Source organism: Bacillus sp. jun7, assembly GCF_051034795.1.
Taxonomy (GTDB): domain Bacteria; phylum Bacillota; class Bacilli; order Bacillales; family Bacillaceae; genus Bacillus; species Bacillus velezensis.
The window spans coordinates 392,460-408,254 of sequence record NZ_CP093219.1 but is presented as its reverse complement, the minus strand read 5'-3'; the positions used below and the strand labels follow the sequence as shown (position 1 = coordinate 408,254).

General features: G+C 49.3%; 13 protein-coding genes. 3 read left to right on the top strand and 10 right to left on the bottom strand.

What is annotated here, in order from left to right; all coding sequences use genetic code 11:
• Positions 1 to 43: 43 nt before the first annotated feature.
• The 3 genes from MJQ52_RS01895 to MJQ52_RS01885 all read left to right on the top strand — a co-directional run bounded on the left by MJQ52_RS01895 (position 44) and on the right by MJQ52_RS01885 (position 2,016).
• Positions 44 to 451: a GtrA family protein gene (locus MJQ52_RS01895; RefSeq protein ID WP_094246881.1), complete on the top strand. Its 408-nt coding sequence runs from the start codon at positions 44 to 46 to the stop codon at positions 449 to 451.
• A gap of 6 nt (positions 452 to 457) precedes the next feature.
• On the top strand, positions 458 to 1,351 hold the full coding sequence (galU, locus tag MJQ52_RS01890; RefSeq protein ID WP_094246880.1) for a UTP--glucose-1-phosphate uridylyltransferase GalU: 894 nt from the start codon (positions 458 to 460) through the stop codon (positions 1,349 to 1,351).
• Between the two features lie 74 nt (positions 1,352 to 1,425).
• Positions 1,426 to 2,016, top strand: coding sequence for a DedA family protein (locus MJQ52_RS01885; RefSeq protein WP_003153904.1), 591 nt, complete (start codon positions 1,426 to 1,428; stop codon positions 2,014 to 2,016).
• A gap of 54 nt (positions 2,017 to 2,070) precedes the next feature.
• Here MJQ52_RS01885 and MJQ52_RS01880 read toward each other — a convergent pair whose 3' ends face one another.
• The 10 genes from MJQ52_RS01880 to MJQ52_RS01835 form a co-directional block, all read right to left on the bottom strand.
• Entirely contained in the window at positions 2,071 to 3,600 is a 1,530-nt protein-coding gene (locus MJQ52_RS01880) for an acyl-CoA carboxylase subunit beta (protein ID WP_094246879.1), read from the bottom strand.
• Positions 3,601 to 3,617: 17 nt separating this feature from the next.
• Entirely contained in the window at positions 3,618 to 4,397 is a 780-nt protein-coding gene (locus MJQ52_RS01875) for an enoyl-CoA hydratase (RefSeq protein WP_058906072.1), read from the bottom strand.
• A 13-nt stretch (positions 4,398 to 4,410) separates the two neighbouring features.
• Complete coding sequence (locus MJQ52_RS01870; RefSeq protein ID WP_094246878.1) at positions 4,411 to 5,310, bottom strand: hydroxymethylglutaryl-CoA lyase; 900 nt, start codon at positions 5,308 to 5,310, stop codon at positions 4,411 to 4,413.
• Positions 5,311 to 5,325: 15 nt separating this feature from the next.
• Positions 5,326 to 5,538 carry an acetyl-CoA carboxylase biotin carboxyl carrier protein subunit gene (locus MJQ52_RS01865; protein WP_007410121.1) on the bottom strand — a complete coding sequence of 71 codons (213 nt, stop codon included), beginning with the start codon at positions 5,536 to 5,538 and terminating at the stop codon, positions 5,326 to 5,328.
• On the bottom strand, positions 5,535 to 6,884 hold the full coding sequence (locus tag MJQ52_RS01860; RefSeq protein WP_094246877.1) for an acetyl-CoA carboxylase biotin carboxylase subunit: 1,350 nt from the start codon (positions 6,882 to 6,884) through the stop codon (positions 5,535 to 5,537). Before MJQ52_RS01860 ends, MJQ52_RS01865 begins: the two co-directional genes overlap by 4 nt.
• 21 nt (positions 6,885 to 6,905) lie before the next feature.
• Positions 6,906 to 8,546 carry an AMP-binding protein gene (locus MJQ52_RS01855; protein WP_094246876.1) on the bottom strand — a complete coding sequence of 547 codons (1,641 nt, stop codon included), beginning with the start codon at positions 8,544 to 8,546 and terminating at the stop codon, positions 6,906 to 6,908.
• Positions 8,547 to 8,590: 44 nt separating this feature from the next.
• A complete protein-coding gene (locus tag MJQ52_RS01850) occupies positions 8,591 to 9,733 on the bottom strand; it encodes an acyl-CoA dehydrogenase family protein (protein ID WP_003153894.1) in 1,143 nt (380 codons plus the stop codon).
• Between the two features lie 140 nt (positions 9,734 to 9,873).
• The gene (locus MJQ52_RS01845) at positions 9,874 to 11,412 is read right to left on the bottom strand and encodes a glycoside hydrolase family 10 protein (RefSeq protein ID WP_094246875.1); all 1,539 of its coding nucleotides are present in this window, start codon (positions 11,410 to 11,412) and stop codon (positions 9,874 to 9,876) included.
• 121 nt (positions 11,413 to 11,533) lie between these two features.
• Entirely contained in the window at positions 11,534 to 11,914 is a 381-nt protein-coding gene (locus tag MJQ52_RS01840; protein WP_058906078.1) for a DUF1360 domain-containing protein, read from the bottom strand.
• Between the two features lie 75 nt (positions 11,915 to 11,989).
• On the bottom strand, positions 11,990 to 15,793 hold the full coding sequence (locus tag MJQ52_RS01835) for a non-ribosomal peptide synthetase (protein ID WP_094246874.1): 3,804 nt from the start codon (positions 15,791 to 15,793) through the stop codon (positions 11,990 to 11,992).
• Positions 15,794 to 15,795 lie beyond the last annotated feature (2 nt).

Sequence of the window (15,795 nt, the reverse complement as noted above, 5' to 3'; positions counted from 1 at the left end):
TCCGCATCTTACTTATGAAGGGAGGTCAAAACCGGATGCCGTTATGCTGAAAGAAAAAGTAAAGACTGCAGGCCGTTTTTGCACCGTGGGCGCCGGCAATACGCTGATCGATTTTGGTGTCTTCTTTCTTCTCACCGCCTGCCATGTCCCCTATCTGCCGGCGCAGATCTGCTCCTATTCGGCAGGGATCATCAACAGCTATGTGTGGAACCGGAAGTGGACGTTTCGTGTAAAACACAAGGCTGACGGGAAAGAGATCGTGCGCTTTCTCATCATTAATCTTGCCGCGTCGGGAATCACCTTTTTGCTGCTGTACGCATTTCAAAAAGGCGGCTGTTCGCTTTTGGTGAGTAAGCTCGCCGCCACTATCGGCGGAATGATGATGAATTTTATCGGAAACCGAATCTGGGTATTTGGAGATTCGCTGAAAAACATACAGGATCAGGAGTGAAGATGAATGAGAAAAAAAGTGAGAAAAGCGGTCATCCCCGCAGCGGGTTTAGGAACGAGATTTCTGCCGGCGACAAAGGCGCAGCCGAAAGAAATGCTGCCGATCGTCGACAAACCGGCAATCCAATATATTGTCGAAGAGGCAGCAGCGTCAGGAATTGAAGATATACTGATTATTACAGGGAGAAACAAACGCTCGATTGAAGATCATTTTGACCGGTCGGCGGAGTTGGAATTCAATCTTGAGGAAAAAGGCAAGTCAGAGACGCTGAAGGAAATGCAGCGGATTGCCGATTTGGCCAATATTCATTACATCCGTCAGAAAGAACCGCTCGGACTAGGCCATGCAGTGCTGTGTGCGGAGCATTTTATCGGAGATGAGCCTTTTGCCGTTCTCTTAGGTGATGATATTATGGTATCTGACACTCCCGCTCTTTTACAGCTCATAGACGTCTATAACCAACACGGCACAGAAACGATCGGCGTACAGCCCGTCGATCCTGCTGATGTCAGCAAATATGGTATTATACAGACGGGGCGGCAGAGCGGTCATGTGTACCGGGTTGAGGATCTGATTGAGAAACCGGCTGTTGAAAAGGCACCCTCTCATATTGCCGTGTTGGGCCGCTACATATTAACCCCTGCCATTTTTAAAACGCTGAAGACGATCGGAAGAGGCGCGGGCAACGAAATCCAATTGACAGACGCGCTGCGCGAAATATGCCGCACCCGAAGCATTTACGCGCGGGAGCTTGAAGGAAGCCGGTTTGATATAGGAGATAAGTTCGGCTGTTTTAAGGCCGGCACGGAGATCGGGCTTCTGCGGGAAGAAATGAGACCGAAACTTTTAGCTTATTTAGAAGAGGTGTTAAAAAGAGAATCTGAAGAAATCGTGCGTTAAAAAATAATTTGTAACCATTTTGCTTGTCAATCAGTCATATAATTGGGTAAAAAGATAAAGAGGTTGTGAACAGTGTGGGCAATTTTATTAATGAAATATTATCCTGGCTGACAAGTATGGGCTATTTAGGGATTGCGCTCGGATTAATGATCGAAATCATTCCGAGTGAAATCGTTCTGGCTTACGGAGGCTATATGGTGTCAGAAGGCACGATCAGCTTTATCGGCGCCATTGTCGCCGGTGTGATCGGGGGAACGATCGCGCAGTGCTTTATTTACTGGATCGCCCGTTATGGGGGACGGCCGTTTTTGGACAAGTACGGCAAGTACTTACTTCTGAAAAAGCATCATGTTGATGTTGCGGAAAACTGGTTTCGCCGTTACGGCGCCGGCGTTGTGTTCTCGGCGCGGTTTATCCCGGTCGTCAGACATGCGATTTCCATCCCGGCCGGCCTTGCGAAAATGCCTCTTTCCAAGTTTGTCATATTGACGACGCTTGCCATTATTCCGTGGTCTGTCATTTTCGTTTATCTCGGGTATCAGCTCGGGGGACAGTGGAAAGACGTAGACAGCTATGCCGGAATGTATACAACTCCGATCATTATATTGGCTCTCGTATTTATTGTTGTTTATTTTGTTGTGAAGAAAATGAGATCAAGACTGTGAAAAAAGACTGCATAAGAACGGCTGCCGAGCCGGATCTATGCAGTCTTTTTTTATTTATACCGGGTATACGGGGTGTTTCCGGTGTGTGAATGTCAGTTGTTTGGACATGTAAGCAGTGAGGCGTTTATTGAGTTCTTCCCGCAAGGAATCAGCAGGAACAATGCCGTCAATCACCATTTCAGAGGCAAGCCGGTAAAGGTTAATGTCTTCCTTATATTCATCACGCTTTTCTTGAATAAAAGCCGGCCTTTCTTCAGGGGCCAGCTCGCTGATTTTGTTTGCGTAGACCGCATTCACCGCTGCTTCAGGACCCATTACGGCAATTTGCGCAGTCGGAAGCGCTAAACAGCAGTCCGGTTCAAAAGCAGGCCCCGCCATCGCGTATAATCCGGCACCGTAGGCTTTTCTGACGATAACGGAAAGCTTCGGAACAGTCGCTTCCGCCATTGCGGAGATCATTTTTGCGCCATGCCTGATGATGCCCGCCTGCTCAACCTTCGTTCCGATCATGAATCCGGGAATGTCTGCTAAAAACAGAAGCGGAATATGGAATGCGTCGCACAAAGCGATAAATTTTGCGGCTTTATCCGCCGAATCGAGAAATAAAACTCCGCCTTTGACACGCGGCTGATTGGCGATAATGCCGACCGGCTGTCCGTGAATCCGCGCGAGCCCCGTTATTAATTCCTGCGCAAATAACGGTTTAATCTCAAAAAACGAGTCTTCATCAATGACACGTTCAATTAAATCCATCATGTTGAACGGTGCGTTTTGATGTGCCGGGATGACATCTGAGAGCGGTTTTTCAAAAGCTTTCGGGTTCTTAGATTTGTTGACGGGCGCTTTTTCAGTATAATTTGCCGGAAAGTAGCTGAGATATGTCTGCGCCATCATGATTGCTTCCTGTTCCGTCGGGGCGAGGAGATCACCGCAGCCTGATACGGAACAATGCATACGGGCGCCGCCCATTTCTTCAAGCGATACTTTCTCGCCGATCACCATTTCTGCCATGCGCGGGGAACCTAAGTACATGGATGCATTGCCTTCGACCATAATGACAATGTCGCAAAAGGCCGGAATGTAAGCGCCGCCCGCAGCGGAAGGACCGAACAATAAACAGATTTGCGGAATGCGGCCCGACAGCTTTACTTGATTATAAAAGATGCGGCCGGCTCCCCTTCTGCCCGGGAACATGTCAACCTGATCCGTAATTCTCGCACCTGCGGAATCGACTAAGTACAAGAGCGGACACTGAAGCTTCTCCGCCGTCTCCTGAATGCGGATGATTTTTTCCACCGTTTTCGCGCCCCACGAGCCCGCCTTTACGGTTGAGTCGTTTGCCATCACACAAACGGTTCTGCCGCCGATGGTTCCGATCCCGGTAACGACCCCGTCAGCCGGCAGTCCGTCTGACATGCACTCGGCGAAAAAAGCGTCTTCAACGGATATGCCGTCATCCAATAAAAGCTTCAGCCTGTCTCTTACAAAAAGTTTTCCCTTCTTTTCATTGCTTGCGTGATATTTCGCGGCTCCTCCCTTTTCAATCGTTTTGCTGCGTGTCTGCCGTTCTTTTTCGTAATCCATCCGAGTCCCTCCATGTTTTATTTTCCTTTGTATTCAGGGGGTCTTTTTTCTTTAAAAGCGCGCAGGCCCTCTTCTCTGTCAAGTGTGGGGATGACTTGTTCATATGCTTTTCGTTCGATTTCGAGCCCTGTATTGAGATCTGTCTCCAGACCCTTGTTTATCGCGGATTTTGCTTGTCTGACGGCGATCGGCCCATTAGCGGCGATGCGGCCGGCCAGTGCTTTTGCTTTTTCCATAAGTTCATCGGCTTCACAAACATGCTCGATCAGCTTCATGTCTTTTCCCTCTTCGGCAGAAAGCCTTCGGCCGGTATAGATCAATTCTTTTGCCGCGCCGGGGCCGATAAGCCGGGGCAGTCTCTGCGTTCCGCCCGCCCCGGGAATGATTGCAAGCCCTGTTTCAGGAAGGCCGAGGCCCGCCCGGCTGACGGCTGTTCTGATATCGCAGGCGAGAGCGAGTTCAAGGCCTCCTCCGACAGCGGTTCCGTTCAGCGCTGCAATGACCGGCTGCGGGAGAGCTTCAATGGATGCAGCCGTTTCACCGATACGCCTGACGCTTTTCTTAACTTGTTCATGATTCATCCCCGCTCTCTCTTTTAAATCAGCGCCGGCGCAAAATGTGTTTCCGGAGCCAGTGAGAATGACACAGCGAATGGATGGCGAGTTTTTGATGTCTTCAATCACACGCTGTAAATGATCAATCATTTCTGATGACAGTGAGTTGGCCGCATGCGGGCGGTTCAGCGTGATCAGACCGATCGTTTCTTGACAGACAGAATACAAGACGCAATCTCCCATGGCTTCTCCTTTCTCATTTCGTTCTGAATGCCTGCAGGTTTCTGCTTGGCAGATCTTTGCCTATTTTATCCGCGATCCAGCCGGCGGCATAAAGAAGTTTATTCATGTCCGTCCCGGTATCAATCCCCATTTGTTCGAGCATATAAATGACGTCTTCTGTGGCGGCGTTTCCTGCTGATCCCGGAGCATACGGACAGCCGCCAAGCCCGCCTGAGGAAGTATCGAAGGATGTAATCCCCATATCAAGAGCGGGAATGATATTCGCTAGAGCCGTTCCTCTTGTATCATGGAAATGGAGTGCGATTTTTGAGGCGGGAATTCTCGGCAAAAGGGCTTCAAGCACGGCTATGACCTGCAAGGGGTTTGCCGCGCCGATTGTGTCGCCGAGCGATATTTCATCAACATCCATTTCGAGCAGGGTGTCTGACAGGCGGATGACTTGTTCGACCGGCACGTTCTGTTCGTACGGACAGCCGAACACAGTAGACAGATAAGCTCTCGTCGCCATTTTTTCAGCTTTTGCTTCAGTAATAACCCGCCTGAGCTCTTGAACGGTCCGGTCAATCGGTTTGTTTACGTTTTTTTGGTTATGGGTTTCGCTTGCAGATAAAAATACACAGGCCTGATCGATTCCGCCTTCTGCAGCATGCTCCAGTCCGATGAGGTTCGGAACGAGAGCCGCGTAGACCGTATGTTCAGATCTGGCAATGCCTTTTGCGACGTCCAGGCTGTCACGAAGAGCCGGAATCCATCTCGGATGCACGAATGATGTCACTTCGATATAGGGAAGTCCTGTTTTTGACAGCATATTGATCCACTCAATCTTATCTTCTGTATCCACCCACGCCGATTCATTCTGCAAGCCGTCACGCGGTCCTACTTCATTGATGCGGACATGTTTCGGACAGTTCATGCTGCACCTCCCGTTTTATTGAAGTTCAATCAGGACCTCTCCTTCATCAGTGAAATCACCTTCTGATTTTTTCACTTCTTTCACCGTACCCGCTGCATCAGCGATAATCGGAATTTCCATTTTCATAGATTCCAAGATGGCCACTTCCTGTCCTTCTTCAATGACATCACCGGGCTTCACATGAATTTTCCACAGGTTTCCCGCCATCTGAATTTTTATGACGCTCATTTTGACGCCCCCTCGTTCATTGTTTGTAAAAAACCGGTTGTTGCCTCACCCTTTTCAAACACTTCTGAATGGGCAATTTTTGTCAGCAGCGGAATGTTGGTTTTAATCCCTTCTACATGATATTCGCCAAGGGCGGTTTTCAGTTGTTCAATGGCTTGTTTTCTCGTATTCGTCGTGACGATCATTTTAGCAATCATCGGATCGTAAAACGGAGAAATGACGCTTCCCTTTTCTACGGCGCATTCGTGTCGCACTGACGGGTGTCTTAAAACGGAAAAAGACGAGATGGCACCGGGTGACGGGTAAAAGGTGACCGGATCTTCCGCATAGATCCGCACTTCTATCGCATGACCGCGGTGGTTGATATCTTTCTGCGAGAAAGTCAGCGCCTGCCCGGCGGCGATTTTCAGCTGTTCTTCCACAAGATCCAGTCCTGTAATTTCTTCTGTCACCGGATGCTCCACCTGCAGTCTTGTGTTCATCTCTAAAAAATAGATTTGTTTCTTTTGGTCGACGAGAAATTCTATTGTGCCTGCATTTTGGTAGCCGATCGATTTAGCGGCTTTAACGGCGGTTTCACCGAGTCTTTGTCTTAATTCATCGTCAACAAACGGCGACGGCGCTTCTTCTATCACTTTTTGGTGGCGCCTTTGTACTGAACAGTCACGTTCAAACAGATGAACGGTGTTTCCGAAAGAATCTGCGAGAATCTGAATTTCAATATGACGGGCATTTTCAATGACCTTTTCCATATACATTGCGCCGTCTCCAAAAAAGGACGCGGCCCGCTTTTGATTGCCTTCGAACGCTTTGGCCAGCTCTTCTTCTGAATGTACGATCTGCATGCCGATTCCGCCTCCCCCTGCAGACGCTTTCAGCATGACCGGAAAGCCGATGGCACGGGCTTCGGCTAAGGCGGAGTGAACATCGGGCAATGGCTCTGAAACACCGGGAACAATCGGGACCTTTGCTTTTTGCATCGTTTTTCGGGCTTCTATCTTGCTGCCCATCTTGGCGATGATATCACCGGGCGGGCCGATAAATGTGATTTGTTCCTTCCGGCAGCGTTCGGCGAACAGGCTGTTTTCTGACAGCAGCCCGTAGCCCGGATGAATGGCGTCCGCTCCGGCGGATTTGGCGGCTTCTATGATTCTGTCGATATGTAAATAGCTTTCATTTACTCTCGATTTACCGATCGGATAGGCCTCATCAGCCATTTTTACATGCAGCGCGTCCCGGTCGGCTTCTGAATACACAGCTGCCGAGGGGATGCCGAGACGTTTGCAGGTGCGGATAATTCTTAAGGCGATTTCTCCTCTGTTGGCAATCAGGACTTTTTTAAACAAATGTGAAGCACTCCTTTTTCATTAAGTTAATTTGAGCTCTTCAATCGTTTTTTCCCGCAGCTTGAATTTCTGAATTTTTCCTGAGGCTGTCATTGGATATTCATCTGTAAACAAAACATACCTGGGGACTTTATAGCGGGCGATATGTTCTTTGCAAAAGGTTCTGATGTCTTCTGCGGAAGCGGTTTGTCCGTCTTTGAGCCTGACCCACGCCGCGGCCTCTTCTCCGTATTTCGGATCAGGCACGCCGACGACCTGAACGTCTGCCACTGCGGGATGCCGATATAACATTTCCTCAATTTCGCGCGGATAGATATTTTCGCCGCCTCTGATCAGCATGTCTTTCAGACGGCCCGTGATTTTGCAGTACCCGTCCTCGTCCATGACCGCCAAATCACCGGTATGCAGCCAGCCGTCTTTGTCTATCGCTTCTTCGGTCGCTTCTTGATTTTTATAATAGCCTTTCATGACATGGTATCCGCGGGTGCAGAGCTCTCCTTGTTCACCCCGGTCGGCTTCTCCGGATGTTCCGGGCCGAACGATTCTGACTTCGATATGAGGAAGTGCGCGCCCCGCTGTTTCCACTCTTCTTTCAAACGAATCATCCGTTCTTGTCTGCGTAATGACAGGTGATGCTTCGGTCTGTCCGTAGGCAATGGTAATGTCGGTCATCCCCATTTTGCCGATCACTTCTCTCATGACTTCCGCCGGGCATGGCGAGCCTGCCATAATCCCGGTTCGGACGTGGGAAAGATCATATTCAGAAAAACGGCTGTCATTTAGGAGGGCGATAAACATCGTCGGTACACCGTGCAGAGCCGTGCAGGCTTCTTGCTCCACCGTTTTCAGAACGGCCGGCGGAGAAAACTGTTCGATCGGGATCATCGCCGCACCCGCGGAAACACACGCCAGCACGCCGAGCACACACCCGAAGCAGTGGAAAAACGGCACGGGAATACATAAACGGTCACTTGAAGTAAGCTTCATGCATTCTGCGATATTGGCCGCGTTATTTACGATATTAAAATGTGAGAGCATGACGCCTTTCGGAAATCCGGTCGTACCTGATGTATATTGCATATGAATGCAATCATCCTTTTTCAGGCTGTCCATCCTTCCGTCAAGCGCTGCATCCGTTACAGCTTCGCCTTCCTTCAGCAAAGAATCCCAGCGGTGCATCCCGGGCGGGCTTTTATCACCGATATATAACACCGTCCGTAAAAAGGGGTAACGTTTCGAACGCAGCCTGCCGTGCTCACAAGTTTTCAGCTCCGGAATCAGCTTATTCACCAACTCAACATAAGATGTCTGCCGGTAGGAATCCATGATTATCAGGGCCGAGACGTCTGAATGCGCCAGCAGGTAATCGAGTTCTGCGATTTGAAAATTTGTATTGATGGTGACCAGAACGGCGTCGATTTTCGCCGTTGCAAATTGCGCCGCGAGCCATTCCGGTATGTTGGATGCCCATATGGCCACATGATCTCCTTTTTCAATTCCCAGTTTCATCAGCCCTTTTGCGGTTTGCCGGCATAACCGGTCAAACTCGGCATACGTATAACGAAGGCCGCACTCAGGGTAAACAACCGCTTCATGATCCGGAAAAAGCTCCGCGGTCCGCTCAAGCAGCTTTCCGGCTGTTAAATGGATAAGTTCAGCCATATGACCTGCCCCCTTCCATCCCTGTCTTAGTAAACGTTTTCATTTCACTTCAAAAGCTGTCTTGCGATGACCATTCTTTGAATTTCTGACGTTCCTTCGCCAATCTCCATCAGCTTTGCGTCACGAAGCATACGTTCGACACCGCATTCCTTCATATAACCGGAACCGCCATGAATTTGGATGGCCTGAAGGCAGGTTCTGACGGCCATTTCTGAAGCATAAAGCTTGGCGAATGCCGCTTCTTTCGTAAATGGCAGGTTTTGATCCTTCAGCCATGCCGCTTTAAGCACCATTTGTCTGGCAAGGTCAATTTCCATCGCCATATCGGCCAGCTTAAATTGAATGGCTTGAAATGACGATATCGGACTGCCGAACTGCTTGCGTTCCTTCGCATATGACAGCGACGCCTCCAGTGCGCCTTGAGCGATACCGACAGCCAGTGCCGCAATCGAGATCCGCCCGCCGTCTAATGTATATAAAAATTGTTTAAAACCTTTTTCAGGATCACCGAGCAGGTTATCGGCAGGCACCCTGACATCCTCCAGCACAAGCTCGGCCGTATCCGATCCTCTCACACCCATCTTGTCGTACGGATTTGTGATCGTAAATCCCGGTGTGTCTGTCGGGACGATGAGAGCTGAAATGATCGGTTTTCCGGCGGAGTTCTTTCCCGTAACGGCGGTGACAATGACCGTGCGGGCGTAATTTGCGTTTGTGATCCAGCATTTTTCTCCGTTTATCACATAGTCATCGCCCTTTTTCTCGGCTTTTGTCTGGGTGCCGCCGGCATCTGAACCGGCATTCGGCTCTGTCAGCCCGAATGATCCGAGCGCTTTTCCCGAAGCAAGCGGAATAAGATGTTCTTGCTTTTGCTGTTCAGTACCGAAATAGTATAATGGGCTTGCGCCGAGTGACACGGCTGCCGCGTAGCTCAGCCCCGTGCTGCCGCAGGCTTTTCCGATTTCTTCAACCGCTGCTGCATATGAAATGGTGTCACCGCCCGCCCCGCCGTATTCTTCCGGAAACGGAATTCCGAGCAGCCCGAGTTCGCCTATTTTTTTAAATGTGTCTATCGGGAAGACGGCTGATTGATCAACCTCATGGGCTTTCGGGGCAATTTCATTTTTGGCGAAATCTCTGACCATTTCGCGCACCATCTGCTGTTCTTTTGTCAGTTGAAAATTCATTAACCTTCCTCCTTCTGCTGCTTTCTACATTTTATTAATGGGGGTCTTTATTCATTCCATCCAAATAAAGTCTGAACATTCGGACTCATCCATCGCAAAAAAACTGACAGCGCGGCAACTGTCAGTTTTATTAATAATGGCTATTTAATCGTCCGTTTTGCGGAGGGACGGCTCTCATGGTGAAGCCTGTCAACGGAAGTAACGATATAGGTGCAGGCTTCTTTGCCCCGAATATCAGTATCTGAAAATGTCTGCGTCCGTGACGATGTTTTTCTGACTGTATCCACTAAATAAGGCTGCTTTCCCTTTTCTGCGCGGTAAATGGCGTAATAAGCCGTTTTTTTACCGTTGGATTTCGCATCTTCGATATAGAGTGTATGGCCTGAAGCGTTCTTCTCCGCCCGTTTGACAGACGGTTTTTTTAAAGCCGACTGTCCGAGCCAAGGCATCTCGGGAATTAATGCGGGCCGGCTGTACATGTCTTTGATCAAACGGTTTTTTACATCGAGCGGATTACGGTTTAAATCCTTTAAACTGAAATGCATGCTTCCTTTAATCCAAGCTGATCCCCTGTTTAGAGTAATCTGTCTTCCGTATTCCCCCGGGTCGGCCCATGCCGGATCAGCATTGTTGTTGATTTTATAAGCTGCCTGCCCGATATATAAATGCACCGGCCGATTATTCACTTCTTTTCCCCACCAATCCGCTAAGACGTCATATGCCGCCGCTTTAAATCCGATACTCCAGTAAATTTGCGGTGCGATGTAATCAATGTATCCTTTTTGGATCCATTCTCTTGTATCAGCATATAAGTCATCGTAGTTCCGCACCCCGGCGGCCGTTTCGGAGCCTGTCGGGTCATCTGCGGCATTTCTCCATACGCCGAACGGGCTGATTCCGAATTTGACATAAGGTTTTTCTCGTTTGATGGTTAGGTTGATTTCTTTTACAAGCCGGTTGACGTTATCCCTGCGCCAGTCATCAATTGATGCAAAGTGAGCTTTTCCGTACCGTTCGTATTCCGCCTGATCGGGGAATTCCTGTCCGGCAATTTTATAAGGATAAAAATAATCATCCATATGAACCGCATCAATGTCATAACGGCTGACCACCTCTTTGATTCCATCCGTTATAAATTGTCTTACTTCCGGAATTCCAGGATTATAGTACAGCTGTTTTCCGTATGCAGCGACCCAGTCCGGATGAGAACGCGCGGGATGATCGTCTGAAAGCGCATTCAAATTTGTGTGATTCATCGTGATCCGGTAAGGATTGAACCAAGCGTGAAATTCAAGATTCCGTTTATGTGTCTCTTCAACTAAAAAAGCAAGCGGATCGTAGCCGGGATTTTTGCCTTGTGTTCCTGTCAGATACTCTGACCAAGGCCCGTAATCTGATGGATAAAAAGCATCAGCCGCAGGCTTAATTTGGACGATAACGGCGTTCATTCCCATCTCCTGAACGTCATCCAGCAGCTTGCTGTATTCTCTTTTTTGCTCTTCCGGTGACAGCCCTTTTTTAGAGGGCCAGTCGATATTAGTGACAGACGCGATCCAGACGGCTCTCATTTCTCTCTCCGGCTGAGCGCCGCTTGCTTGTGCGGATGCTGAGAACGTAAAGATGCCGGCTGTCAGTACAACGGCCAAAAACCATATCATGCTAAAACGGCAGCTTTTCATGTTTTTCCCCCTCTCTGCTTTACGGTATTCCGAAGCATTCCGGGCGGTGAATCAGAAAGCCTGCTTTGCTCCTCTCAGCCTAAAAGGGAAAGAAAAAAGTCCTAAAGCGAATCAAAACGCTTCAGGACTTTTTATGTTTTATGGCGGCGAGCACGTCAATGACCTTCGTTCCGACGCCGACGCATGTTTCAAGAATGGCCTGCGCTCCGGCAATGGACAAAATGAAAATAACCGGATGTGCATAGCGGGGCCAGACCAAATAGCAGATGCCAATTAATATGGCGCACCAGATGCCCGCACACCAATAACATTGCAGCATATAACCGAATGCGGAGGAAGGGACTTTTTTTTGGACGGCGCGCCCGTTTTGATCGACGGTTTTTTCTTGTTTTATAAAGGGTTTTCTTATGAATTCCGTAATCTTATCAAATACGATCAAATGGGTCAGCCGGTAGCTGGCAAGAATAATCATTACATACGTAAGCCAAGATAGGTTCGTCATCTCAAAGCCTCCAAAAAAAACTGAGTGTGATTCCCCTATCTTGCCCTTTGTCTTCTTCAGTCATTCTGCCGGATGTTACAGATTCCGCGCCAAGCGTCTTCCGCTGTTTGCAATGATGTCCAGTATGATCTCGGCATTTTTGTGTGCAAAGGCGGGTTCAAACATATCTTTATGAGCTCCCTTGCCCTGATATTCCTGGTAGAGTCCCGTTGTGGCGCCTTCCCATTTCTTCGGCTCAGACTCAGCATTGTGCTCTTCCTTTAAGCCGGCCTCGATAAAATGGAGGTTTGCCGCAATTTGGCCGTCATTTATCAGTTCCGCCCAGTACGTTTGATAGCGCTCTGTTTTTCTGATGACCGCTTCCCTGACGGCTTCCGGGACATTTTCGGCTGTTGCGTTTGTTGGCTGCTGCGGCAGTGCGTCAAGCTTTCTGTACGCGTCTGCGATAATGACGTCGCTGATTTCTAAGCCGCGCTTTTCCATCGCTTTTGCAGCCTCGAATGCCGTATTGCCGCCCGCTGAATATCCGAAGAGGATGTAAGGGCCTTCCGGCTGGATTTCCAGCATTTTATCAATGTATTGTTCCATTCTGCTGTCTTCTTCAATAAAGTTAAAACCGTACACAGCAGCCCGTCCATTTAATGCCGCCGCCAGATCTTTAAAGAAAATGCCGAAACCTGAGATAGGCGGAAAACAGAAAAGATTGCGGCCTTTCGGCTGATTCAGTCTGCTGATATGCTGTTCGGCAGCTTCTGACAGTGTGTTTGAATACAGCTTTTCAGCCAATTGTTCGATTGTCGGATATTCAAATATCATTTCAATCGGGACGTCCATCTGCTGCCTGGTCTTCAGCTGATGAATCACTTGCAATGCTTTCAAAGAATGGCCGCCCAGCTCAAAGAAGTCATCCTGTATGCCCAGCTCCCCGCAGCCGAGGATCGGCGTCCAAATGTCGATCAGCTCACGCTCTACCCAGTTTCGTGGCGGAACGGCTTTTGATGAAGCTTTTTTCCGTTCCGGCGCAGGCAGCCCGCGGCGGTCCACTTTGCCGTTTGCGGTAAGCGGCATACGGTCAAGCTTCATCACATACTGCGGAATCATATAGTCGGGAAGCGACCTGGCCAATAGGGATCGAATGGCTCTTTCTTCAGCATGTGCGCCTGTATAATACGCACAAAGGGTTGCTTTTTGTCCTTCGTCTGACACGATGACTGCAGCTTCCCTGATTCCATCAATTTCAGTCAGCCGCGCTTCGATTTCGGCCGGCTCGATACGCTTCCCGCGAATCTTGAATTGACGGTCGATACGGCTGATGTATCCGATGCTTCCATCAGGCAGCCAGTGTGCCAAATCCCCTGTTCTGTAGATCTTTTCTTCAGGATGAACCGGGTGGCTGACAAATGCTTCACTTGTTAAGTCAGGCCTGTTTAAATAGCCTTTGGCAACCCCGTCCCCGCCGACACAAAGCTCACCGGGCACGCCGATCGGCGCAAGTCCGCCATTTTTATCAATGATATACGCGGTTGAATTGCTGATCGGTTTTCCGATTGGGATCGGCTGAGAAAAATCGTGCCTGATTTCGTAAAAGGTAGAAAAAGTCGTATTTTCCGTCGGCCCGTATATGTTATAAAGGCTGAGATTCGGACAGCGGTGTCTGACCTTATTGATGAGCGCCGGGGACAATGCTTCTCCGCCGACATATAAGGTGTGCAAACCGGAAAACATCTCCGGATCCGCCTGGGCAAACTGGTTAAAGAGCGCCGTCGTCAAAAACAGAATCGTAATACGATTGGAACAAAGATAATTGCCGAACCTCTCAGGCGCAAGCATTGTCGTGCGGTCAACCACATGAAGGCACGCTCCGTTCAATAGCGCTCCGAAGATTTCAAACGTCACTGCGTCAAAACCGATGGACCCTGTCAGAATGAGACGGTCCGTCGTGCCGGCTGACGTGTAATTGCTGTTTGACACGAGCGATACGACGTTGCGGTTGGAAATCATTACGCCCTTCGGTTTTCCTGTTGAACCGGATGTATACATAATATAGGCAAGATCATCAGGTGACGTAACGGTATTCAGTTTTCCTGCATCAGCGGTTTGTTTTTCAGCTGCAGCCGGGATAGAGATGATGTGAGAAAAGTCAACGTCAGTCTCAATCCCTTTTTGTACCGTTAACAGCTGTGCTCCGCTCTCAGTGAGCATATCGGCGATCCTGTCGGATGGCAGTTCTGCATCGAGCGGAAGGTACGTCCCTCCCGCTTTCAATACAGCGAGAACAGCGATGATAAATTCCGGTGAGCGTTCGGCAAGAATTCCGGCAATTCCTTTTGGCGCCAAACCGTTTTCCAGCAGGATGCGGGCGAACGCAGTTGACCGTTCATCGAGCTCCCGGTACGTAATCGTCAGCCCGCCGGCGTGAAGCGCCTGATGGTCCGGGGTTTTCTTCACCTGTCGGCTGAACAGGCTGATGATGCTTTCGTCTCTTTCATAAATTGTTTTCGTGTCATTAAATTCGCCGATTATTCTTGATTTTTCCTTTTGTCCGAGCATCGGAAGCCGATCAGCGGGAACATCGGGATTGAAGGCGGCGCCGCGCAGCGCTTCTTCCAAGTGTCCTTTTACGCTCTCTATCCATACTTCGTCATAAACGTTCGCATTGTAGCTGAATTTGATGATCAGCTCATCGCCGGGCGCTATGATGAGGTTAAAATCGTAGCCCGATTGTTCCGAAACATTAACATTCCCGATCCGGAACGGTGCATCCGATTCCTTTTCCGCGTCTCTCATCTGCTGCTGAATCGGATAATTTTCAAACACGATGATATGGTCGATTAAATCCTGTTTCAGCTCAGTCTGAGATTGGATGTCAGCAAGCGGATGATAACTGAACGCCTCTGAATCAAGCATTTCTTTCTGGCTGCGGCCCAGCAGTTCTCTAAAGCTTTCGTCACCCGTTTTAATGCGTACCGGCACGGTATTGATAAACAGCCCGATCATGCTTTCCACGCCGTCAATGACGGAAGGCCGCCCTGATACGACGGCGCCGAATACGGCATCGTCCGTCCGGTTGTAGCGCTGCAGCATCAGGCCCCATACAGTCTGCATAAGAACCGCGAGCGTAGCGCCCTCTTCTTTGGCGATGGTTTTCAGCCTGTCTGTCAGATTTTGATCTAAAGAAAACAGGAGCTCTTTCTTACGGTAGCCTTTTTCCTGGGGACGGGCCGATATTTTCGGGAGTCCTGAGGGTGTCTCGCAGCCTGCTAAATATCCTTTCCAATACTCAGAAGCCGCGTCTTTGTCCTGATCAGTCAGCCATGTAATATACGTGCTGTAAGGCTTTGCGGGCGCCAGTGTGACAGGTGAGCCTGATTCAATCGCCCGGTACATATGCATGAATTCCTGAAGGACGATGCCGAGGCACCAGCCGTCCATAAGGATGTGATGGTGGCTCCAGACGCATACATATTTTTCGTCAGCCGTTTTAAACAAAGACACACGCATCAGCATATCCTTTTGCAAGTCAAAGCCTTTTAAGCGGTCACGTTCCTTAAATCGCTGTAAGTAGGCGCTCTGTTCCGCTTCATCCAAATGTGTAAGATCTTCGCGGTGCAGCCGGAATTCCCGCTCACGCAGCACGACTTGGCGGGGGCCGTTCAGCTGAGCGACATGAGGTAAAAAAACCGTTCTGAAAATATCGTGGCGGCTGATGACAGACTGTACGCTTTGCTCAAACAATTCCGGACGAAGCCGGCCTTTTATGGTGAAGACGGATTGCTCGATATATGCAGCCCCCTCCTTTTGCAGAAAGGAATGAAAAAGCATTCCTTCCTGCATTCGGCTGAGGGGATAAATATTTTGGATATTTTTTGTTTTGTCCATGT